Genomic DNA, 19,678 nt, shown 5'->3' on the forward strand with positions numbered 1-19,678 from the left:
CCCCGTTATTCCGCCTTTTCATAGACGGCAAAGCCCCAGTAGCCACTGCCGCTCTTGCTGACTTCTACCCAGCCTTGACGTAGCAACTGCCTGGCGATCAGTCGATTCATGAAGCCGTGGCCCAGCAGCAATACGCTGTCCCGGCCACTGACCAAGGCGGCAAGCTTGTCTGCTGCCTGTCTCGACCGCTGTTTCGCCTGGGCATAGGACTCGGAGTCTTTCGTCACTCCGCACAGCCAGAGCAGACGAAAGACGAAGGCCCAGGTGAAGGGTGACAGGCGTAGGAGCGGAACGCGCACCACGGGCAATGCCGCCTCGCGAAAGGTCGTGTCCTCGCTGGCTGGCGCCTTGCCCAATGCGGCGAGAGAAGTCAGGGCGCGCGGGGCAGAGCTGGTGGTGGCCAGGCCGATATCCCTGGTCGCGGCTATTGCCTCCGGAGTGGCGGCATCCATGCCTATCTCGGACCGATCATAGTCCGCGATCCAGTCGACCATGTCTCGCGCGGCGACGGCACGGTAGTTCTCCAGCGCCGGCTTGCCGTGGCGCATCAGTATGATTTTCATGGGACCTAGGTAGTTGCCGGAAGAAAAACGGTTGGAAATGAACGCCTCCTGCAACTACGTCATGGCAAGGGCTATCCCGTGATTATAACGGCGACTTCCCAGAGTATCGTGCGCTGGGCACTCCAGCATTGGCGGGCTGCGCCGGCCTTGCTCCGGGCGCTTTGCTGGTCAGGGTCGCCAAGGGCAGGAGGCCGCAGGGCCAGACCCACTGCGCCGCCGGCTGGATAACGAGGCTGACATGGGTCAGCGCCTACACCAGCGGTTCGGCGATCCGCTCCAGCAGTTCAGGTCCATCGTTCTTCACGCTGCCTACGGCCTTGCCCACTGGATACCAGTCGAAGGCCTTCACCGGCGTTCCTTCGATCTCACCAATCTCGGCGGCGCGTTCCATGGGCAGCTCGGGGTCCAGCCATTCGCGCGCTACGGCGGGTGGCAGGACCAGCGGGCGGCGGTCGTGGATGTCGACCATGCCGGCGTCCGAGGCGGCGGTGACGATGACGAAGCCATCATCCTCGTGGGGTGCCTGGCCTGCTGGCCGGAAGTGGCCGATGGCGGCGAAGAACAGCGGCTCGCCGGATTTCAGCCGGATGAAGTAGGGCTGCTTGAGCTTGGGATCTGTAGGGTCCTTTTTCCACTCGTACCAGCCATCCGCAACCACCAGAGCACGGCCGTTCTTCCAGAGACCGCGAAACATCCGGCTGGTGGCCGCCGTTTCGACGCGCGCGTTGATCACCGGCGGACGCTTGGCCTGGCGCGCCCAGGCGGGCTGGTAGCCCCAGAGCACCGGGTCCAGGTGCAAGCCATCCTGCTGCTGGTGGAGCAGCTGGACGCGGGTGCCCGGCGCCACGTTGTAGCGACCCAGGGCGCGGGGTTCCAGGCCGGTGCGGACCTCTGCCGGCACGGCGCCCAGGGCGTCCAGGTAGTCGAGGGCATAGCGGTACTGGGCAAAGCGGCCACACATGGCGGACTCCTGGAAAGGCGTGCGGGCAGCCGAGGTATCCGGTCGGGCCCGGGCGGTTGAGGCGCGCCCAATGAGCGCGCTGCTTCCAGGATGGGACACTACCGCTCGTGCAAAGTACCGGCTCCGGGCGTTGTCCAGACGGCCAGAGCGGAGGCGCTCAGCCGATCAGCGCCCGGGCGAAGTCGCGATAGCCGTGCAGTGGGCGCTCCAGCATCTGCACCAGCCGCTCGCGGTCGCCGGATTGCGGCAGCATGCCGTCGCTGACGTAGCGCTCGGCCATGAGCCTCATCTCGTAGGCCATCCAGGCCGGCATCGCGGTCGCCATGCTCCGTTCGAAGCCCTGGGGATCGGCGCCGGCATAATGGATGGGCGGCCCAGCAATTCGCTCCAGATCGCCGCGGCGCCTGCGCCGGTGAGGGTGTCCGGGCCGACCAGGTTGAGCGTCTCGCGGGGCGGCCTGCCTGGCGCCTGGTCGCGGTGGATGAGCTCGAGGGCGGCGACCTCGGCGATGTCCCGGGTGTCGACCATGGCCACGCCCTTGCCGCCGAGGGGCATGGGGTAGATCCCGTGCTACAGGATGACGTCCTTGAGCCTGGCTTCGTTGTCGATGAAGTAGGTGGGCCGCAGGACGGTGGCGCCGAAGCCCATGGCCACGAGCATGCGTTCCGCGCCGAATTTCACCGCGAAGTGCGGCACGTTGACCGCGCTGCTGCCGCTGTCGCTGGTGCAACGTCAGCTGGAGGAGGGCGCGCTCAGTCGCTGGGGCACCCTGGCCGGCGAGACCGAACTCTGGGTGCTGCACACCTCGCGGCGCTTGCAGAGCCCCAAGGTCAGGGCCTTCGTCCATTTCCTCTGCGCGCTGTCCGAACGGCATCTTTCGGCTGGACTAGCGGGGGACGAGACCGGGGTCCGCTGGCCACGAGACGACAGCCTGCGTATCACCCGCAGCCCTTTGTCCGGATAATGGCGGCCAATCTGTCTCCAAACCGGAATGCTGTGCATGGAAATCAAGGTCAATTTTCTCGACAACCTGAGGCTCGAGGCCAAGTTCGACGACTTCTCGGTGATCGCCGATCAGCCCATCCGCTACAAGGGTGACGGCTCGGCCCCGGGGCCCTTCGACTATTTCCTGGCGTCCTCGGCGCTCTGCGCGGCCTATTTCGTCAAGCTCTACTGCCAGACCCGCGACATTCCCACCGACAACATCCGCCTGGCGCAGAGCAACATCGTCGACCCGGAGAACCGCTACAAGCAGACCTTCAAGATCCAGGTCGAGCTGCCCGCGGATCTCTCCGACAAGGATCGCCAGGGCATCCTCAGATCCATCGACCGCTGCACGGTGAAGAAGGCCGTGCAGGCCGGCCCCGATTTCATCATCGAGGCGGTGGAGAGTCTGGACGCCGATGCCCAGGCCCTGCTGCTGCCCAGCGAGACCGGCAGCGAGACCTACATCCCCGGCAAGGACCGGCCGCTGGAAGAGACCATCGCCAAGCTCTCCGGCATCCTCGCTGACCTGGGCATGAAGGTGGAGATCGCCTCCTGGCGCAACATCGTGCCCAACGTCTGGTCGCTGCACCTGCGCGATGTGCAGTCGGCGCTGTGCTTCACCAACGGCAAGGGCGCGACCAAGGAAGCCGCCTTGGCCTCGGCGCTGGGCGAATTCATCGAACGCCTCAACTGCAATTTCTTCTACAACGACCAGTACTGGGGCGAGGCCATCGGCCAGGCCGCCTTCGTCCACCACCCCGCCGAACGCTGGTTCCAGCCGGGTCCCAAGGATGCGCTGCCCCGGGAAATCCTCGATCGCCATTGCCGCAAGATCTATGACCCGGAAGGCGAGCTGCGCGCCTCGCACCTGCACGACACTAATTCCGGCAACGTGGCACGCGGCATCTGCGCGCTGCCCTTCGTGCGCCAGTCCGATGGCGAGGTGGTGTACTTCCCCTCGAACCTGATCGAGAACCTCTACCTCAGCAACGGCATGAGCGCCGGCAACACCCTGGCCGAAGCCCAGGTGCAGTGCCTGTCGGAAATCTTCGAGCGGGCGGTGAAGCGCGAGATCCTCGAAGGCGAACTGGCGTTGCCCGACGTGCCCGAGGCGGTGCTGGCGCGTTATCCCGCCATCGTCGAGGGCATCCGTGGCCTGGAGGCCCAGGGCTTTCCAGTGCTGGTCAAGGATGCCTCCCTGGGTGGCGAATTCCCGGTGATGTGCGTGACCCTGATGAATCCGCGCACCGGTGGGGTGTTCGCTTCCTTCGGCGCCCATCCACGCCTGGAGATCGCCCTGGAGCGCAGCCTCACCGAACTGTTGCAGGGCCGCAGCTTCGAGGGTCTCAACGACCTGCCACAGCCGACCTTCGAGAGCCAGGCGCTGATGGAGCCGAACAACTTCGTCGAGCACTTCATCGACTCCAGCGGCCTCGTCTCCTGGCGCTTCTTCAGCGCCAAGGCCGACCATGACTTCGTCGACTGGGATTTCTCCCACCAGGGCGAAGATGCCACCGCCCAGGAAGCCGCCACCCTGTTCGGCATCCTCGCCGAGCGCGATCTGGAAGCCTACATGGCGGTGTACGAGGAACTGGGCGCGCCGGCCTGCCGCATCCTCGTGCCAGGCTATTCGGAGATCTATCCGGTTGAGGACCTGATCTGGGACAACACCAACAAGGCGCTGGCGGTGCGCGAGGACATCCTCGCGCTGCACCAGCTGGACCATGCGGCCCTGGAATCCCTGCTCGAACGCCTGGACGATACCCAGGTGGACGACTACACCCGTATCGCCACCCTGATCGGCGTGGAGTTCGACGAGAACACCGTCTGGGGCCAACTGACCGTGCTGGAGCTCAAGCTGCTCATCCACCTGGCGCTGCAGCAGTTCGAAGAGGCCAAGGAGGAGGTGGAAACCTTCCTGCAGTTCAACGACAACACCCTGGAGCGCGGCCTGTTCTACCAGGCGCTCAATGCGGTGCTGGAAGTCGAGCTGGACGACGAACTGGAACTGGCCGACTTCGAAGTCAATTTCCGCCGGATGTTCGGCAACGAGCGCCTGGACGCTGCCCTGGGTTCGGTCTCGGGCGAGGTGCGCTTCCCTGGCCTGACGCCCACCAGCCTCAGGCTGGAAGGCCTCGACAAGCATCTGCGGCTGATCGACAGCTATCGCAAGCTGCACGCGGCGCGGGCCAGGGCGGCCGGTATCGCGCTCTGAGGGAGCGCCCCGCCCGGACCCGGGCGGGGCCGTTCCGGCGGTCAGCAGACCGCGATATGGGAATCCGCGCGCGGCTCGGTGCCGCCGCAGAGCACGCCGGTCTCGGGATCGCGGACGATGATCTGGCCGCGACCGAAGTCGGTGGAGTCGTGGGCGATCTCGATCTGGTGACCGCGCCGGGCCAGGCCACTGGCCAGGGCGCGGGAAGCCGCCTGTTCGATGCCGACCTTCATCTCCCCCAGCCATTGCCAGCGCGGCGCGTCCAACGCAGCCTGGGGATTCAGGCCGAAGTCCACCAGGTTCATCACCATCTGCACATGCCCCTGGGGCTGCATGTAGCCACCCATGACGCCGAAGGGGCCGATAGGCACGTCATCCTTGCTCAGGAAGCCCGGGATGATGGTGTGGAAGGTCTGCTTGCCCGGCGCCAGGGCGTTGGAGTGGCCGGCATCCAGGCTGAATTCCGAACCGCGATTCTGCAGGCCGATGCCGCTGTCGGGCAGGACCACGCCGGAGCCGAAGCCGTGGTAGGCGCTCTGGATGAAGGACACCATGTTGCCCTCGCCATCGGCGGTGGCGATGTAGACGGTGCCGCTGGCCTGGGGATCGCCATGCAGCGGCGGTTGGGCCTGGTCGGTGATCTCGGCGCGGCGGCGGTCGGCGTAGGCATCGTCCAGCAGGACGCTGGCGGCGACCCTCATGTGCTCGGGATCGGTGATGTAGTGCAGGCCGTCGGCATAGGCCTTTTTCATGGCCTCCAGCTGACGATGCCAGGTGAGCTGGCTGTCGCGCTGGTCGAAGTCGTAACCCTTGAGGATATTCAGGGTCATGAGGGCGATCAGGCCCTGGCCACTCGGCGGAATCTCCCACACCTGGTAGCCGCGGTAGTCGACCTTGATCGGCTCTACCCAGCGCGGCTGGTAGCCGGCCAGGTCCGCTGCGCTCAGCTGGCCGCCGCTGGCCGCGGCATGCTCGGCCAGGCGCTTGGCGATGGCGCCCCGGTAGAAACTCTCGCAGCGGGTCTGTGCCAGTTCCTCCAAGGTGCGGGCCTGGGCGGGGTTGCGAAACAGCTGGCCGGCGACCGGTGCCTGGCCGTCGATGAGGAAGGTGTCGAACCAGGCTGCAAGCTCGGGCGATTGGTCCCGGCTGGCCTGGTACTCGGCCTGGGCGATGCGCCACTGGTGGGCGACCACCGGCGACACCGGGAAGCCGTCGCGGGCTAGCGCGATGGCGGGTTCTAACAGGGTGGCGAAGGGCAGCTTGCCGAAGCGCCGCGACAACTCGGCCCAGGCCGCCGGACAGCCGGGTACCGTGACCGGCAGCCAGCCGTGCACCGGCATGCGCTCGTGGCCGGCGGCCTTGACCGTGGCGATGTCGAGGCTGGCCGGGGCATGGCCGCTGGCGTCCAGGCCGTGCAGCTGGTCCTTGACCCAGACCAGGGCGAAGGCGTCGCCGCCGATGGCGTTGCCGGTAGGCTCCACCACGGTCAGGGCCGCGGCGGTGGCGATGGCCGCGTCGATGGCGTTGCCACCCTGGCGGAGCATGGTGATGCCGGCTTCGGCGGCCAGCGGCTGGGAGGTGGCGACCATGCCATTGCGCGCGAAGACGCTCTGGCGTTGCGAGGCGTAGGGGTAGTCGTGGGCAGAGAAATTCAGCATGGCAGGCTCTTCGGGGTCATTGTCCGGTCTTGATGCGGGTCCACTCGCGGGTCATCAGCCGCTGGATCTGCGGCGGCAGATCGGCGGAGACGTAGAGGCGCTCGGCGATGGCCTCGCTCGGGTAGATGCCCGGGTTGTCGCGCACCTTGGCATCGAGTAGGGCGGTGGCGTCGCGGTTGGGATTGGCATAGCCGACGTAGTCGCTGACCGGGGCGATCACCTCGGGGCGCAGCAGGTAGTCGATCAGCGCCAGGGCGCCCTGGGGATTCTTGGCGTCCTTGGGGATGGCGAGCATGTCGAACCAGAGATTGGCGCCTTCCCTGGGGATTACGTAGCGCACGTCGCTGGTCTTGCCGGCTTCCCTGGCGCGGCTCTGGGCCTGCATGACGTCCCCCGAATAGCCCATGGCCACGCAGACGTCGCCGTTGGCCAGGTCGGTGATGTACTTGCTGGAGCTGAAATAGGTCACCGACGGCTTGAGCTGCTGCAGCAGCGCGGAGGCCTTGCGGTAGTCCTCGGGCTTCTGGCTGTTGGGGTCCAGGCCCAGGTAGTGCAGGGTCTGGGCGAAGACCTTTTGCGGCGCATCGAGCAGGGCCACGCCGCAGCCCTTGAGCTTGGCCAGGTTTTCCGGCTTGAACAGCAGGTCCCAGGAATCCACCGGGGCGCCATCGCCCAGGGCGGCGCGGACCTTGGCGGCGTTGTAGCCGATGCCCACGGTGCCCCAGAGGTAGGGCACGGCGTAGTGATTGCCGGGATCGGCCGCTTCCAGGCGTTGCATGAGCCGTGGATCCAAATGCTGCCAGTTGGACAGCCGGCTGCGATCAAGCGGCTGGTAGGCGCCCGCCTTGATCTGCTTGGTGAGGAACTGGTTGGACGGCACCACCAGGTCATAGCCGGAGTGGCCGGACAGCAGCTTGGCTTCGAGCATCTCGTTGGTGTCGAAGACGTCGTAGCGCACCTGGACGCCGCTGGCCTCGGTGAACTGCTTGAGGGTGTCCGGACCTATATAGTCCGACCAGTTGTAGAAGCGCACCTCGGACTCGGCGGCCTGAGCCAGGGGCGTCAGGCAGAGGGCGAGGGCGGCCAGCAGGGGACGAACAGTCATGAAGGTCTCCGCTCTAGAGCACGCGGCTGAGGAATTCGCGGGTACGTGGATGGGTGGGATTGCCGAACACCTGGGCCGGCGGGCCTTCTTCGATCAGCTCGCCCTGGTGCAACACCACCACGCGGTCGGCCACCTCGCGGGCGAAGCCCATCTCGTGGGTCACCACCACCATGGTCATGCCGTCTTCGGCCAGCTCCTTCATCACCTGCAGCACCTCGCCCACGGTTTCCGGGTCGAGGGCGCTGGTGGGTTCGTCGAACAGCATGGCCTGGGGTTTCATGGCCAGGGCGCGGGCGATGGCCACGCGCTGCTGCTGGCCGCCGGAGAGTTGCGTTGGATAGTGATCGGCCTTGTCGGACAGGCGCACCCGGGCGAGCAGGGCGCGCGCCTGCTCCACGGCGGCAGCCCGCGCCACGCTCAGCACCTGGATGGGCGCCTCGATGATGTTTTCCAGCACTGTCATGTGCGGGAAGAGGTTGAACCTCTGGAACACCATGCCGATGTCGCGGCGGCGGCGGGCGATGTTGCGCTCCGAATCCCGCACCCGACGGCCGTCGGGACGTTCGCGAAAGCCCATCAGCTCGCCGTTGACGCGGATGGTGCCGCCCTGGATGTCTTCGAGGAGGTTGAGGCAGCGGATGAAGGTGGTCTTGCCCGAGCCGGAGGCGCCAATCAGCACCACCACCTCGCCTCGGCGCACCTCCAGGGTCACGCCCTTGAGGATGTCCAGCTCGCCGAAGGCCTTGTGTACCTCCAGCGCCTGGATCACAACGTCTTGCGTGGTCGTCATGGCTAGCGTCCCCGTAGCTTGAAGCCCTGCAGGCTGAACAGCCGGCCGGTGGCGGTGGGTCGTTGACCGTCGGCCTTGCCGAAGCGCCGCTCCAGCCAGGCCTGGAAGAGCCCCCACAGGGTGGTCAGGACCAGGAAGTAGATGGCCACCACCAGGTACAGCTCGAAGACGCGGAAGGTCGCCGAGGTGATCATCTGGGTGCTGAGCAGCAGCTCCTGCACCCCGATGACGCTGACCAGGGTGGTGTTCTTGAGCATCACGTTGAACTCGTTGCCGAGCGGCGGAATGATCACCCGCAGCGCCTGGGGCAGCACGATGCGGCGCATCAGCTTGGCTGGCGTCATGCCCAGGGAGCGCGCCGCCTCGTACTGGCCGCGATCCACCGCGCCGATGCCGGCGCGGATGATCTCGGCCATGTAGGCACCTTCGTTGAGGCCTAGTGCGATGATGGCCGCCTGGATGTTGCCCGGGATCACTAGGAAGCCCAGGTCCAGGTCCTCGAAGCGAAAGATGCCGCCGGCCGCCAGGGCCGTGTAGAGGAAGACGATCTGCACCAGCAGTGGCGTGCCGCGCATCAGCCAGACATAGAAGCGCACCGGGTATTGCAGCGCCCGGTAGCGCGACAGCCGTGCCAGCGCCGCCAGCAGGCCGAGCGCGCAGCCCAGCAGCATGGCGCCGATGGCGATGACGCAGGTCAGCCCGAGGCCGTAGAGGTAGACGTCGCTCGGGTGCAACAGGTACTGCCAGAACACATCCCAGCTGAAGTTCATCGTGGCCGTCCCTTAATCGAGCTTGTCGCCTTCCAGGTGCCACTTGGCCATGAGGATGGCGTAGCTGCCATCGGCCTTCATGTCGGCGAGGATCTGGGTGAGTGCGCTGCTGAGCTGGCCGTCGTCCTTGCGCACGCCGATCCCGGTGAGGATGCGGGCGAAGGCCGGCACGCCGGTCTCGAACTGGCCGGGCGCCACGCCCTGGTAGTAGGCGGCGGTTTCCACGGTGGTGCCGTAGGCATCGGTCTGGCCCAGGCGCAGGGCCTGGAAGGCGTCGGTGTCGCTGTTGTAGGCCACCAGCTTCATGGGCGCCTTGCCGGCCTTCTTCAGCTCCTCGTTGTGGGCGTCGAGCAGGGTGCGGATGGTGGAGCCATTGAGCACCGCCACCTTCTTGCCGGCGAGGTCGTCCAGGGTGTGGATGCCAGCCTTGTTGCCCGCCGGCACCACCACCGCCTGGCTGGAGTACATGTAGTTGACGATGTCGATCACCTGGCGGCGCTCGGGCTTGTCGAACAGCTGGTCGATCAGCAGATCGCACTGGCCGGCCAGCAATGCCGGGATCAGGCCGGAGAAGGGCACCACCCGCCAGTCGACCTTCTTGTCGCCGAGGCGCTTGGCGATCTCGGCGCCAAGGTCAACGGTGAGGCCCTTGGGCTTCTGGGCTTCGTCGAAGAAGCCGATCGGCGGAGTATCGAGAGCGCCGCAATAGGTGATCTTGGACGCCTTGGCCAGGCGCTCGGGGATCTGGGGGGCGGCCTGGGTGAAGCCGGCGACGAGGGTCAGGGCGAGCAGACTGCAGGAAAGCCGATGGCGGGTCATGGTCTTCTCCGGAAGGACGGGGGTGGGCAGGGCGGATGGCTCAGCGCGGGGGCGTACTTCGGGTCTGGTCGCCCGATCGTTCGATGAAGGTCAGCAGGTCGGGCACCGTGCCCTCGATGTGCTCGCGCAACACCCGCTCGGCTTCGGCAGCATCGCCGGCGCGCAGGGCGGCGAGGATGGGCGCGTGCTCGTCGCGGGCCGACTGGGGGCGATCGACGTGCAGCCAGAGCTGCATGTGCGGCTCGATCAGGGCGTAGAGGCCGTTGATCTGGCGCAGCAGCCGCGGCCGGCCGGCCAGGCTGCACAGGTATTCGTGGAAGGCGCGGTGCTGGGCGACCCAGGCGCCTGGCTCCTGCTCGTCGTCCAGGTCTTCCAGCAGCCGCTCCAGGCGCGTCATCTCGCGGGGGCCGACATGGGGCGTGGCCAGGCGGATGGCCAGGCCTTCGAGGGCGCTGCGCATCTCGAACACCTCGCGCATGTCGTCCAGGTCCAGCCCACTGACCACCGCGCCGCGGTGTGGCCGGAGGATCACCAGGCCCTCGGCGGCCAGGCGCTGGAAGGCGCTGCGCACCGGCATGCGACTCATGCCCAGGGTAGTGGCGATGTCCTCGGCGATCAGGCGCTCGCCGTTGCGATAGCGCCCGGCGCAGATGGCCTGCAGCAGGTGGCGATAGGCCTCTTCTTCGGCGCTCAGGGCGGCGGAGCGGGACAGGGCGGAGAGCGGCATGGCTGGCTTCCTGGATTTTTGTATCCAATCTGCTAGAGCAAGGGCCATGCCAGGGAGGGCAAGGCACGCCAGTGCTGGGTTGTGATCCTGAGCGCCTGGTGGCCACCGTTACCTTTTGCACCGCTCTGGGTCGCCGCTGGGGCCCTTTGCTACCCGAGGACCCGAAACGGGGCGGCCGCTGGCGTCAGTCCAGCAACTGGCCATCGGCGGCGAAGAAGGGGTAGGGCCCCGGGTAGTTGCCTAGCGGCAGATGGTGGGTCACCAGGGCCTCGTCCGCCCAGCGATGCAGCAGCAGGCCCGGCGGCTCCAGGCGGAAGCGCGACGGCGCCGCCTCGCGCAGGTCCAGGTCGACCTGGTGCGACACGCCGGGACAGACGCAGGCCAGGGTGCCGCCGAAGCGGCGCTGGATCAGCCGGTGCAGATGCCCACAGAGCAGCCGCTCCACCTGGGGATGGCGGCGGATCACGGCTTCCAGCTCGGCGCCGCCGTCCAGGCCGATACGATCCATATGACCGATGCCGACCGGGAAGGGCGGGTGGTGCAGGAGCACCAGGGTCGGCTGCGCGGGTGCCTGACCGAGCTGGTTGTCGAGCCAGGCCAGCTGGGAGGCATCGAGACGGCCGCCGTGCTCGCCGGGAATATGGGTATCCAGGCCGATCAGCCGCAGCGGGCCGCAGTCCTGCTGCCAGTCCAGGGTGCCCTGGGCCGGCAGATAGGGGTGATCGGCGAAGGCGGCGCGCAGGGCGGCGCGGTCGTCGTGATTGCCGGGGATGACGAAGAAGGGCATGGTCAGCTCGGCCAGCACCTCGCGCAGGGTGGCGTATTCTTCGGGGGTGCCGAAGTCCACCAGGTCGCCGGTGATGACCAGGGCATCCGGGCGCGGTTGCAGGGCGTTGAGGCGGTCCACCGCCAGGCGCAGGGCGCCGAGGGTATCGACTACCCCGTAGGACAGCCGGCCGCCGGCCTTGATGTGCAGGTCGCTGAGCTGGGCCAGCAGGAAGGGCGCGTGCATGGGGTCTCCTAGGAAGCCAGGGTGAAGAGCGCGTCGGGACGCACGCTCAGGTGCAGCAGGTCGCCCGGTTGCGCCTGCAGGGGCTGGGCGGTGTCCACCAGCAGCGGCTGGCCGGTGCCCACCTCCACCAGCAGCCGTGAATGGGCGCCCTGGAAGAATTGCCCGACCAGGATGCCGGTGAGGTGCGCGGGCGTCGGGGTCGGTTCCAGGTGTTCCGGGCGACAGAACAGGGTGCTGGCCTGGCCGTTCCAGGGCAGGCGACCGCCGGCGACTGCCACCTCGGCGCCGCTCTGGCTGCGCACCTCGAAGCGATTGAGCTGGCCGACGAAACCGGCGACGAAGCGACTGGCCGGGCGCTGGTAGATCTGCGTCGGGGTGCCGATCTGGGCGATGCGGCCTTCGCCCATCACCACGATGCGATCGCCCAGGGCCAGGGCTTCCTGCTGGTCGTGGGTGACATAGACCGCGGTGGTGCCGAGTTCGCGCAACAGGGCGCCGATGTCGGCGCGCAACTGCTCGCGCAGCTGGGCGTCCAGCGCCGCCAGGGGTTCGTCGAACAAGAGCACCCGCGGCCGTGGCGCCAGGGCACGGGCCAGGGCGACGCGCTGGCGCTGGCCGCCGGACAGCTGCTGGATGCGCCGGTCGGCCAGGGCCTCCAGCTGCATCATGGCCAGCAATTCGGCGACCCGGGCATCGCGCTCGGCGCGCGGCAGGCCGCGGATCTTCAGGCCGTAGGCGATGTTGCCGGCCACGTCCAGGTTGGGAAACAGGGCGTAGTTCTGGAACACCATGCCGACGTCGCGCCGCTCGATGGGCAGTGCGGTGACGTCACGGTCGTCGAACAGCACCTGGCCGCCGGCATCGGGCTGCTCCAGGCCGGCGATCAGGCGCAGGGTGGTGGTCTTGCCGCAGCCGGACGGACCGAGGAACACCAGGGTCTCGCCCGGGTGGATGTCGAGGTCCAGGGGCTGCAGCACCTGGCGGCCCCCGGCAAAGGTCTTGGCGCAGTGGCGCAGGCGGACGGCGGTACCTTGGGTCATCGCAGGGCTCCACGGGAGAGGCGGGTGCTGAGGGCCTGGAGGGCGACCAGCAGCGGCACGATCAGCAAGAGGAAGATCAGGGTGTAGGCGGAGCCCACCTCCAGCCGCGCCGAGGCGTAGCTGTCGGCCAGGCCCACCGGCAGGGTCTTGGTCAGCGGCGTGTGCAGCATCCAGGTGAGGTTGAATTCCCCCAGCGAGAGGGTGATCACCATGAGGCTGCCGGCGAGGATGCCGGCGCGGGCATTGGGCACCACCACGCCGAAGAAGCGCCGCCAGGGACCGGCGCCGAGGCTGGCCGCGGCTTCTTCCAGCAGCGGCAGGTGGCTGCGCCTGAGCACCGCCATCACCGGGCGGATCAGGAAGGGCAGGGTGAACAGCAGGTGGCCGACCAGGATGATCGCCGGGCTGCGGCGAAAGCCGCCGAGATGGCCGTAGGTCAGCAGCAGCGCCAGGGCCGAGGCGAAACCGGGCATGGCCACCGGCAACACCAGCAATTCCTCGAAGGCGCGGGCGAAGCGGTTGTCCAGCCGTACCAGGGCATAGGCCGCGGGGACACCGAGCACGACCGCGAGGGCCGCCGTGCCCAGCGCCAGTTGCAGCGACAACCAGACGGTGGGGGCATAGGCTTGCCAAACCTGGATCACCCAGTCGAGGGTGAGGCCGCTGGCGAGGCCCTGGAAGTAGTTGCGAGTGAGGCCGGCCAGCACCGAGAGCAGCACCGGCACCAGCAGGAAGGCCGCCACCAGCAGGGTGAACAGCAGTTGCAGCCAGAAACGCAGGGGGCGATTCATCGCAGGTCTCCCTGGACACCGCCGAGGCGCCGGGCCAGCAGCAGGACCAGCCAGGTGACGAGGCCGAGCACCATGGAGAGCGCCGCGGCGACGCCGAAGTTGGCGAAGTTGGTGAAGGTGTCGTAGATGGCGATGGGCGTTACCGCCAGGCGCGTGCCGAGGGTGAAGGCGGTGCCGAAGGCGCCCATGGCGGTGGCGAAGCACAGCGCGCCGCTGGACAGCAGCGCCGGGGTCAGGCCGGGGATCAGTACATCGCGCACCACGGCGAAGAGCCCGGCGCCCAGGGAGCGGGCGGCTTCTTCCAGACTGGTATCGAGGGTCTCGCAGGCCGCCATCACCGTGAGGATCACCCGCGGAATGGAGAAATAGAGATAGCCGAGAAACAGTCCGAACAGTGAATAGGCGAACACCCAGGGCTCACCGAACAGGCCGCGGCCAAGGCTGGCGAACAGACCCTGGCGACCGCCCAGCAGGATGATCAGGAAGCCCACCACCACGCCGGGAAAGGCCAGCGGAAAGGTCAGCAGGGCCACCAGCAGGCTGCGTCCAGGGAAGGCATGGCGCGCCAGGAAGCAGCCGGCGATGCCGGCCACCAGCAGCGTGGCCAGGGTGGTGACGGCGGCCAGGGCTACCGTCTGGGCCAATCCGGACAGATAGCCGGCGCTGGTCAGCACCTGCCAGTAGCCGGAGCTGCCGGCGGCGTCCGGGCGGGCGCCGAGGACCAGCAGGTGGGTCAATGGCAACAACCAGAAGGCCAGCAGGAAGGCGCTCGCCGGTGCCAGGGCGACGAGCACCGGCCAGGGCAGCCGGCGCGGCACCCGGCGGCGCCCGAAGGAAACGGCGAGGCCCTGCATCTCAGCGCACCTCGGCCTGGTAACGCTTGGCGAAGGCTTCCTGGACCGCTGCCATGTGGCCATAGTCCACGGTGCCGGCGCGGGCATAGTCGGCGGCGGGCAGGAAGCGCGCCTTGACCTCGTCCGGCAGCGGCACGTCCCGCACCGGGCGCAGATAGGCCTGGGCCCAGAGCGCCTGGCCCTTGTCCGACAGCACATAGTCCAGCACCTTCTCGCCATTGGCGCGGTGCGGCGCGCCCTTCACCAGGCTCATGGTGTAGGGCACCGTCAGGCTGCCTTCCTGGGGAATGACGAAGGCCACCGGCGCCTGGTCCTTGTAGCGGGCGCGATAGGCGTTGAAGTCGTAGTCCACCAGAATCGGGATCTCGCCGGAGAGCAGGCGGGCATAGGCGGTCTGCTTGGGCACGATGGGATCGTTGGCGGCCAGTTTCTTGAAGAAGGCCATGGCCGGACCGAAGTCGTCGAGGTTGCCGCCAAGGGCCTGGTTGAGCGCTACCGCGGTGACGTAGCCGACGAAGGCGCTGGAGGGATCCAGGTAGCCCACCAGGCCGCGGTACTCGGGCTTGAGCAGGTCGGCCCAGCGCTGTGGCACCGGCTTGCCGCCCAGGGCCTGGGTATTGACCATGAAGCCGAGGGTGCCGGAATGGATGGCGGTCCATTCACCCTGGGGGTCCTTGAGGCCAGCGGGTACCTGATCCCAGTGCTTGGGTTGGTAAGGGGCCAGCACGCCGGCCTTTTCCGCCTGGATACCGAAGGTCACCCCGTAGTAGACGACGTCGGCCACCGGGGCTTCGCGTTCGGCCACCAGCTGGGCCAGCGACTGGCCGGAATTCTTGTTGTCCTGGGGGACTTCGATGCCGGTGTCGGCGGCGATGGCCTTGAGCTGGGCGCCCCAGTCGGCCCATTCCAGCGGGCAGTTGTAGCAGATGGCGGTTTCGGCGGCTTGGGCACTGGCCAGGCCACAGGCCAGGGCGACGCCGGCCAGGAGACGACGCAAGGGGAAGGGTGATTTCATCGGTAGGGCTCCTTCAAGGGGCCGGCACTGGTGCCGGGACGGACGAGGCAGGGCAGACACTGTTGGTGGGTGGCACTGCCGGCGATCAGCGCCAGCAATTCGGTGACGAGCACGGCGCCCAGGCTCTGCAAGGGCTGCATGACGCTGCACAGGCTGGGTTCGAGGCGGGCGCCCATGGCGATGCCATCGAAGCCCACTACCGAGAGTTGATCAGGCACGGGCACCCCGTGGCGCTGCAGTTCGGCGATGACGCTGATGGCCAGCAGGTCGTTGGTGCAGAGCAGGGCGGTCGGGGCGTGACGCTCCAGCAGCGGCGCCAGCTCCGCCCAGTCGGCGTCGGTGTGGCTGGCCAGCTCCAGGCGCGGCAGCGTCGGCAGGCCGGCGGCGGCCATCGCCTGGCAATAGCCGGCGAAGCGGCGCTCGCTGCGATCCGACTGCAGCGCCGGTCCCGAGACCAGGGCGATGCGGCGGTGCCCCAGGCCGAGCAGGTGCTCGGTGGCCATGGCCATGCCCTGGCGGTTGTCCACCGCCACCGCCGCATAGGGGCGCTGGGGTTCGTGATAGGCCAGGATGAAGGGCGTCCGCTCCTGGTTCAGCTCGGCCAGCACCTCGCTACGGTCGGCATCGGCCACCGTCAGTACCAGGCCGGCGACGCGCTGGCGCAGTAGCTCCTCCACCACCGCCGCTTCGCGCTCGGGCTGGTAGTCGGTGGTAGCAATCACCAGGGAATAGCCCTGGCTGCGCGCGGTGCGTTCCATGGCCTGCAACTGCTCGGCGAACACCGGGTTGAGCAGGCTGGGCACCACCACGCCGATCAGCCGGGTGCTCTGCTGACGCAGCTGGCGACCCAGCAGATTGGGACGGAAATTGAGACTGCGCGCGGCGTCCAGCACCCGCTGCCGGGTGCTCTCGCGCACCTGCTCGGGGTTGGCGAAGGCACGCGCCGCGGTAGCCCGGGAGACCCCGGCCTGTTGCGCTACCTGTTTCAGATCGGTCATGCCGGCCTCGTTTGAGATCGATCTCATTGGGGGCAGACAATGCCGGCGGCAGATGTCGGGACGATGACAGCGCGATGAAGCTTCTGCTCTGGAGACGGGCTCCGGCGCGCAGGGCAGCAGGCGAGGGCGGGGCCGGGGCCGGGGCGGGATATACCTTGGTATAGCCAGCCGTCCTTCGTTTCAATGGCTTGGACGGGGTGGCGAGCCTAGATTAGCCCGGTGTCCGGACCCTGCGCGGCAGGGTCGGCCGCTCTCCCCAGGCCCCTATCCAAAGAGGTACGCCATGAAGACCCTTCCTGGCCTCTACACCCCTGCCGTGGCGCCGCGCTCGCTGCGGCAACGTCCCACCTCCCTGTGGGCCGATGCCCTCTGCCTGGCACTCGGGCTGATCGCCCTGGCGCTGGTTTGGCACGGCGTCGCCGAGATGCGCGCGCCCCTGGCCGTGCTCGATGCCGATCCCATGACCCTGGCCCTGGCGCGGCTGCCCGAGTACGCCCTGCGCACCACCCTGCGCATGTTCATCGCCCTGGGCGCCTCGCTGCTGTTCACCTTCGTCTTCGCCACCCTGGCGGCCAAGAGTCGCAAGGCCGAGCTGCTGATCCTGCCGGCCATCGACATCCTGCAGTCGGTGCCCATCCTCGGCTTCCTGACCTTTACCGTCAGCTTCTTCCTGGGCCTGTTCCCGGGGCGGCAACTGGGCGCCGAGTGCGCGGCCATCTTCGCCATCTTCACCAGTCAGGCCTGGAACATGGCGTTCGGCTTCTACCAGTCGCTGCGCACCGTGCCCGAGGACCTGCAGCAGGTGAGTCGCCAGTTCGGGCTGTCACCCTGGCGGCGGTTCTTTCGCCTGGAGCTGCCGTTCGCCATCCCCGGTCTGGTATGGAACACCATGATGTCCATGTCCGGCGGCTGGTTCTTCGTGGTGGCCTCGGAAGCCATCACCGTGGGCGACAACACCATCAACCTGCCGGGCATCGGCTCCTGGCTGGCGCTGGCCATCGCCCGGCAGGACATCGCCGCCATCGGCTGGGCGGTGCTGGCCATGGGACTGGTGATCCTGGTCTACGACCAGCTGTTCTTCCGCCCGGTGGTGGCCTGGGCCGATCGCTTCCGCGTCGAGCAGACCGCCAGCCAGCAGGTACCGCGCTCCTGGGTCTACGACCTGGTCCGCCGCGCGCGCCTGGGCCGCATGCTGGGTGGCTTCGGCAGCTTCTGCACCCAGCTCGCCACCCCGCGGATCCGCCGCGCCTGGCCGCACTGGCTCCTGGCGCAGCAAAGCCGCGCCTGGCTGCAACGCGGGCTGGACGTGCTCTGGTACGGCGCGCTGCTGCTGGTGCTGCCCTATGGCATCTATGCGCTGTATCGCTTCATCGCCGCCGACGTCTACTGGGTGGAGGCGGTCTCGGTGCTCGGCCTGGGTCTGCTGACCATGGCCCGGGTGCTGCTGCTGATCGCCGTCGCCAGCCTGATCTGGGTGCCCATCGGCGTCTGGATCGGCCTGCGCCCGGGCTGGTCCCAGCGGCTGCAGGCGGTGGCCCAGTTCCTCGCCGCCTTTCCGGCCAACGTGCTGTTCCCGGTGGCGGTGGTGGGCATCGTCAGCTTCCACCTCGATCCGGACATCTGGCTGTCGCCGCTGATGGTGCTGGGCACCCAGTGGTACATCCTGTTCAACGTCATCGCCGGCGCCAGCGTGCTGCCCAACGACCTGCGCGAAGCGGCCCGGCTGTTCGGCCTCAGGCGCTGGCAGTGGTGGCGGCAGCTGGCCCTGCCGGCGATCTTTCCCTACTACGTCACCGGCGCCCTGACCGCCGCGGGCGGCTCCTGGAACGCCAGCATCGTCGCCGAGGTGGTGAGCTGGGGCAATGAACGCCTGCAGGCCCATGGCCTGGGCGCCTATATCGCGCAGATGACCACCGCCGGCGACTTCCCCCGGGTCGCCCTGGGCATCGTGGTGATGTCGATCTTCGTCCTCGGTTTCAACCGGCTGCTCTGGCGGCCCCTGTATGCCTACGCCGAACGGCGCCTGCGGCTCGATTGAGAGGAGACCTGCCATGAACCTGCCTACCTTGAACCCGCGTCCCCTCATCGACGTGCAGAACGTCCGCCAGCTGTACGGCAACGCCGGTGGCCCGGCCCGGGTCGTGCTGGACGAAGTGTCCCTGACCCTGCACGAAAACGAGATCGTCGGCCTGCTGGGTCGCTCCGGCTCGGGCAAGTCGACCCTGCTCAGATCCATCGCCGGGCTGCTCACCCCCAGCGGCGGCACCGTCGCTTTCCCGCCCAAGGACGACGGCCAGCGCGCCCGGGTCAGCATGGTGTTCCAGAGCTTCGCGCTGTTTCCCTGGCTGACCGTGCTGCAGAACGTCGAGATCGGCCTGGAAGCCCTGCACGTGCCGCTGGACGAGCGCCGTCGCCGCGCCCTGGCCGCCATCGACCTGATTGGCCTGGACGGCTTCGAGAGCGCCTATCCCAAGGAGCTCTCCGGCGGCATGCGCCAGCGCGTCGGCCTGGCCCGAGCCCTGGTGGTGCACCCGGACGTGCTGCTGATGGACGAACCCTTCTCCGCGCTGGACGTGCTTACCGCCGAGACCCTGCGCACCGACCTGCTCGACCTCTGGGTCGAAGGCCGTATGCCGATCCGCTCGATCCTTATGGTCACCCACAACATCGCCGAGGCGGTGCTGCTCTGTGATCGGGTGCTGATCTTCTCCAGCAATCCCGGGCGCGTCGCCAGCGAGATCCGCATCGACCTGCCGCAGCCGCGCAACCGCCACGATCCGGCCTTCCGCGAACTGGTGGAGGAAATCTATGTGCGCATGACCGGCGAGACCACGCCGACACCCCACGAAGGGGGTGTTCCCGGCAACGGCCTGGGGATGCGGCTGCCGACCGTGTCCACCAATGCCCTGGCCGGTCTGCTGGAGGCAGTCCAGGCCGCGCCCTACGACGGTCGCGCCGACCTGCCGGAACTGGCCGGCGGGCTGGGCTATGCACTGGACGAGCTCTTTCCCCTGGCCGAGGTGCTGCAGCTGCTGCGCCTGGCGGTCCTCGAAGGTGGCGATCTGCGCCTGCTGCCAGCCGGTCGCGCCTATGTCGAAGCGGGGGTGGACGTGCGCAAGCAGCTGTTCGCCCGCCAGTTGCTCAACTTCGTGCCCCTGGTGGCCCATATCCGCCGGGTGCTGGACGATCGCCAGGGCCACACGGCGCCGGCGCGGCGTTTCCGTGACGAGCTGGAGGACTTCATGGACGAAGCCGACGCCGCGCGCACCCTCGGCAGCGTCATCCAGTGGGGGCGCTATGGTGAGCTCTTCGCCTATGATCAGGCGGCCGATATGTTCAGCCTGGAAAATCCGGGCTAGGCACGCCTTCGAAC

Annotated in this window: 20 protein-coding genes; 4 read left to right on the forward strand and 16 right to left on the reverse strand. The window is 67.9% G+C overall.

Going from position 1 to position 19,678, the window contains the following annotated elements:
- Window positions 1–5 precede the first annotated feature (5 nt).
- The 4 genes from LRS53_RS04310 to LRS53_RS23590 form a co-directional block, all read right to left on the reverse strand.
- Window positions 6–563, reverse strand: a complete 558-nt coding sequence (locus LRS53_RS04310; protein ID WP_231355052.1) for a histidine phosphatase family protein — start codon at window positions 561–563, stop codon at window positions 6–8.
- Between the two features lie 250 nt (window positions 564–813).
- The gene (locus tag LRS53_RS04315; RefSeq protein WP_231355053.1) at window positions 814–1,524 is read right to left on the reverse strand and encodes an SOS response-associated peptidase family protein; all 711 of its coding nucleotides are present in this window, start codon (window positions 1,522–1,524) and stop codon (window positions 814–816) included.
- 157 nt (window positions 1,525–1,681) lie between these two features.
- Complete coding sequence (locus LRS53_RS04320) at window positions 1,682–1,849, reverse strand: hypothetical protein (protein WP_231355054.1); 168 nt, start codon at window positions 1,847–1,849, stop codon at window positions 1,682–1,684.
- Window positions 1,850–2,094: 245 nt separating this feature from the next.
- A complete protein-coding gene (locus LRS53_RS23590; protein WP_017641259.1) occupies window positions 2,095–2,220 on the reverse strand; it encodes a hypothetical protein in 126 nt (41 codons plus the stop codon).
- 1 nt (window position 2,221) lies between these two features.
- Between LRS53_RS23590 and LRS53_RS04325 the strand changes: the two genes are divergently transcribed.
- Together LRS53_RS04325 and LRS53_RS04330 are read left to right on the forward strand one after the other, a co-directional pair.
- Window positions 2,222–2,488 (forward strand): hypothetical protein, encoded by a 267-nt coding sequence (locus tag LRS53_RS04325; protein WP_231355055.1) that lies wholly within the window; start codon window positions 2,222–2,224, stop codon window positions 2,486–2,488.
- 36 nt (window positions 2,489–2,524) lie between these two features.
- Window positions 2,525–4,726 (forward strand): OsmC domain/YcaO domain-containing protein, encoded by a 2,202-nt coding sequence (locus LRS53_RS04330; protein WP_231355056.1) that lies wholly within the window; start codon window positions 2,525–2,527, stop codon window positions 4,724–4,726.
- A 41-nt stretch (window positions 4,727–4,767) separates the two neighbouring features.
- Here LRS53_RS04330 and LRS53_RS04335 read toward each other — a convergent pair whose 3' ends face one another.
- The 12 genes from LRS53_RS04335 to LRS53_RS04390 all read right to left on the reverse strand — a co-directional run bounded on the left by LRS53_RS04335 (window position 4,768) and on the right by LRS53_RS04390 (window position 16,305).
- The gene (locus LRS53_RS04335; protein WP_231355057.1) at window positions 4,768–6,384 is read right to left on the reverse strand and encodes a gamma-glutamyltransferase family protein; all 1,617 of its coding nucleotides are present in this window, start codon (window positions 6,382–6,384) and stop codon (window positions 4,768–4,770) included.
- A 16-nt stretch (window positions 6,385–6,400) separates the two neighbouring features.
- The gene (locus tag LRS53_RS04340; RefSeq protein WP_231355058.1) at window positions 6,401–7,489 is read right to left on the reverse strand and encodes a polyamine ABC transporter substrate-binding protein; all 1,089 of its coding nucleotides are present in this window, start codon (window positions 7,487–7,489) and stop codon (window positions 6,401–6,403) included.
- A gap of 13 nt (window positions 7,490–7,502) precedes the next feature.
- Window positions 7,503–8,279 carry an amino acid ABC transporter ATP-binding protein gene (locus LRS53_RS04345; RefSeq protein ID WP_231355059.1) on the reverse strand — a complete coding sequence of 259 codons (777 nt, stop codon included), beginning with the start codon at window positions 8,277–8,279 and terminating at the stop codon, window positions 7,503–7,505.
- A 2-nt stretch (window positions 8,280–8,281) separates the two neighbouring features.
- On the reverse strand, window positions 8,282–9,049 hold the full coding sequence (locus LRS53_RS04350) for an amino acid ABC transporter permease (protein WP_231355060.1): 768 nt from the start codon (window positions 9,047–9,049) through the stop codon (window positions 8,282–8,284).
- Window positions 9,050–9,061: 12 nt separating this feature from the next.
- Entirely contained in the window at window positions 9,062–9,868 is an 807-nt protein-coding gene (locus LRS53_RS04355; protein ID WP_231355061.1) for an ABC transporter substrate-binding protein, read from the reverse strand.
- A gap of 40 nt (window positions 9,869–9,908) precedes the next feature.
- Window positions 9,909–10,595: a GntR family transcriptional regulator gene (locus tag LRS53_RS04360; protein WP_231355062.1), complete on the reverse strand. Its 687-nt coding sequence runs from the start codon at window positions 10,593–10,595 to the stop codon at window positions 9,909–9,911.
- A gap of 184 nt (window positions 10,596–10,779) precedes the next feature.
- Window positions 10,780–11,607, reverse strand: coding sequence for a phosphodiesterase (locus tag LRS53_RS04365; protein ID WP_231355063.1), 828 nt, complete (start codon window positions 11,605–11,607; stop codon window positions 10,780–10,782).
- An 8-nt stretch (window positions 11,608–11,615) separates the two neighbouring features.
- Entirely contained in the window at window positions 11,616–12,647 is a 1,032-nt protein-coding gene (locus tag LRS53_RS04370; RefSeq protein WP_093251763.1) for an ABC transporter ATP-binding protein, read from the reverse strand.
- Window positions 12,644–13,438: an ABC transporter permease gene (locus LRS53_RS04375; RefSeq protein WP_093251760.1), complete on the reverse strand. Its 795-nt coding sequence runs from the start codon at window positions 13,436–13,438 to the stop codon at window positions 12,644–12,646. The genes LRS53_RS04370 and LRS53_RS04375 overlap by 4 nt, the downstream gene beginning before the upstream one ends.
- Window positions 13,435–14,292: an ABC transporter permease gene (locus LRS53_RS04380; RefSeq protein ID WP_231355064.1), complete on the reverse strand. Its 858-nt coding sequence runs from the start codon at window positions 14,290–14,292 to the stop codon at window positions 13,435–13,437. Before LRS53_RS04380 ends, LRS53_RS04375 begins: the two co-directional genes overlap by 4 nt.
- A 1-nt stretch (window position 14,293) precedes the next feature.
- Window positions 14,294–15,307 carry an ABC transporter substrate-binding protein gene (locus LRS53_RS04385; RefSeq protein WP_231355065.1) on the reverse strand — a complete coding sequence of 338 codons (1,014 nt, stop codon included), beginning with the start codon at window positions 15,305–15,307 and terminating at the stop codon, window positions 14,294–14,296.
- The gene (locus LRS53_RS04390; RefSeq protein ID WP_231355066.1) at window positions 15,304–16,305 is read right to left on the reverse strand and encodes a LacI family DNA-binding transcriptional regulator; all 1,002 of its coding nucleotides are present in this window, start codon (window positions 16,303–16,305) and stop codon (window positions 15,304–15,306) included. Before LRS53_RS04390 ends, LRS53_RS04385 begins: the two co-directional genes overlap by 4 nt.
- 283 nt (window positions 16,306–16,588) lie before the next feature.
- Here LRS53_RS04390 and LRS53_RS04395 point away from each other — a divergent pair, with 283 nt between their 5' ends.
- Window positions 16,589–18,343, forward strand: coding sequence for an ABC transporter permease (locus LRS53_RS04395; protein ID WP_231355067.1), 1,755 nt, complete (start codon window positions 16,589–16,591; stop codon window positions 18,341–18,343).
- 13 nt (window positions 18,344–18,356) lie between these two features.
- Window positions 18,357–19,664 carry an ABC transporter ATP-binding protein gene (locus LRS53_RS04400; RefSeq protein WP_231355068.1) on the forward strand — a complete coding sequence of 436 codons (1,308 nt, stop codon included), beginning with the start codon at window positions 18,357–18,359 and terminating at the stop codon, window positions 19,662–19,664.
- The last annotated feature ends 14 nt before the right edge of the window (window positions 19,665–19,678 follow it).

This window comes from Pseudomonas sp. PLB05 (assembly GCF_021106615.1).
Taxonomy (GTDB): Bacteria; Pseudomonadota; Gammaproteobacteria; order Pseudomonadales; family Pseudomonadaceae; genus Chryseomonas; species Chryseomonas benzopyrenica.

Excerpts from the sequence above, each read along its gene's own strand:
- LRS53_RS04375 (WP_093251760.1), bottom strand. The coding sequence starts at position 13,438 with ATGAATCGCCCCCTGCGTTTCTGGCTGCAACTGCTGTTCACCCTGCTG.
- LRS53_RS04320 (WP_231355054.1), bottom strand. The coding sequence starts at position 1,849 with ATGGCGACCGCGATGCCGGCCTGGATGGCCTACGAGATGAGGCTCATG.
- LRS53_RS04355 (WP_231355061.1), bottom strand. The coding sequence starts at position 9,868 with ATGACCCGCCATCGGCTTTCCTGCAGTCTGCTCGCCCTGACCCTCGTC.
- LRS53_RS04310 (WP_231355052.1), bottom strand. The coding sequence starts at position 563 with ATGAAAATCATACTGATGCGCCACGGCAAGCCGGCGCTGGAGAACTAC.
- LRS53_RS04315 (WP_231355053.1), bottom strand. The coding sequence starts at position 1,524 with ATGTGTGGCCGCTTTGCCCAGTACCGCTATGCCCTCGACTACCTGGAC.
- LRS53_RS04380 (WP_231355064.1), bottom strand. The coding sequence starts at position 14,292 with ATGCAGGGCCTCGCCGTTTCCTTCGGGCGCCGCCGGGTGCCGCGCCGG.
- LRS53_RS04400 (WP_231355068.1), top strand. The coding sequence starts at position 18,357 with ATGAACCTGCCTACCTTGAACCCGCGTCCCCTCATCGACGTGCAGAAC.
- LRS53_RS04360 (WP_231355062.1), bottom strand. The coding sequence starts at position 10,595 with ATGCCGCTCTCCGCCCTGTCCCGCTCCGCCGCCCTGAGCGCCGAAGAA.
- LRS53_RS04390 (WP_231355066.1), bottom strand. The coding sequence starts at position 16,305 with ATGACCGATCTGAAACAGGTAGCGCAACAGGCCGGGGTCTCCCGGGCT.
- LRS53_RS04335 (WP_231355057.1), bottom strand. The coding sequence starts at position 6,384 with ATGCTGAATTTCTCTGCCCACGACTACCCCTACGCCTCGCAACGCCAG.
- LRS53_RS04385 (WP_231355065.1), bottom strand. The coding sequence starts at position 15,307 with ATGAAATCACCCTTCCCCTTGCGTCGTCTCCTGGCCGGCGTCGCCCTG.
- LRS53_RS04340 (WP_231355058.1), bottom strand. The coding sequence starts at position 7,489 with ATGACTGTTCGTCCCCTGCTGGCCGCCCTCGCCCTCTGCCTGACGCCC.
- LRS53_RS04395 (WP_231355067.1), top strand. The coding sequence starts at position 16,589 with ATGAAGACCCTTCCTGGCCTCTACACCCCTGCCGTGGCGCCGCGCTCG.
- LRS53_RS04345 (WP_231355059.1), bottom strand. The coding sequence starts at position 8,279 with ATGACGACCACGCAAGACGTTGTGATCCAGGCGCTGGAGGTACACAAG.
- LRS53_RS04350 (WP_231355060.1), bottom strand. The coding sequence starts at position 9,049 with ATGAACTTCAGCTGGGATGTGTTCTGGCAGTACCTGTTGCACCCGAGC.
- LRS53_RS04365 (WP_231355063.1), bottom strand. The coding sequence starts at position 11,607 with ATGCACGCGCCCTTCCTGCTGGCCCAGCTCAGCGACCTGCACATCAAG.
- LRS53_RS04330 (WP_231355056.1), top strand. The coding sequence starts at position 2,525 with ATGGAAATCAAGGTCAATTTTCTCGACAACCTGAGGCTCGAGGCCAAG.
- LRS53_RS04370 (WP_093251763.1), bottom strand. The coding sequence starts at position 12,647 with ATGACCCAAGGTACCGCCGTCCGCCTGCGCCACTGCGCCAAGACCTTT.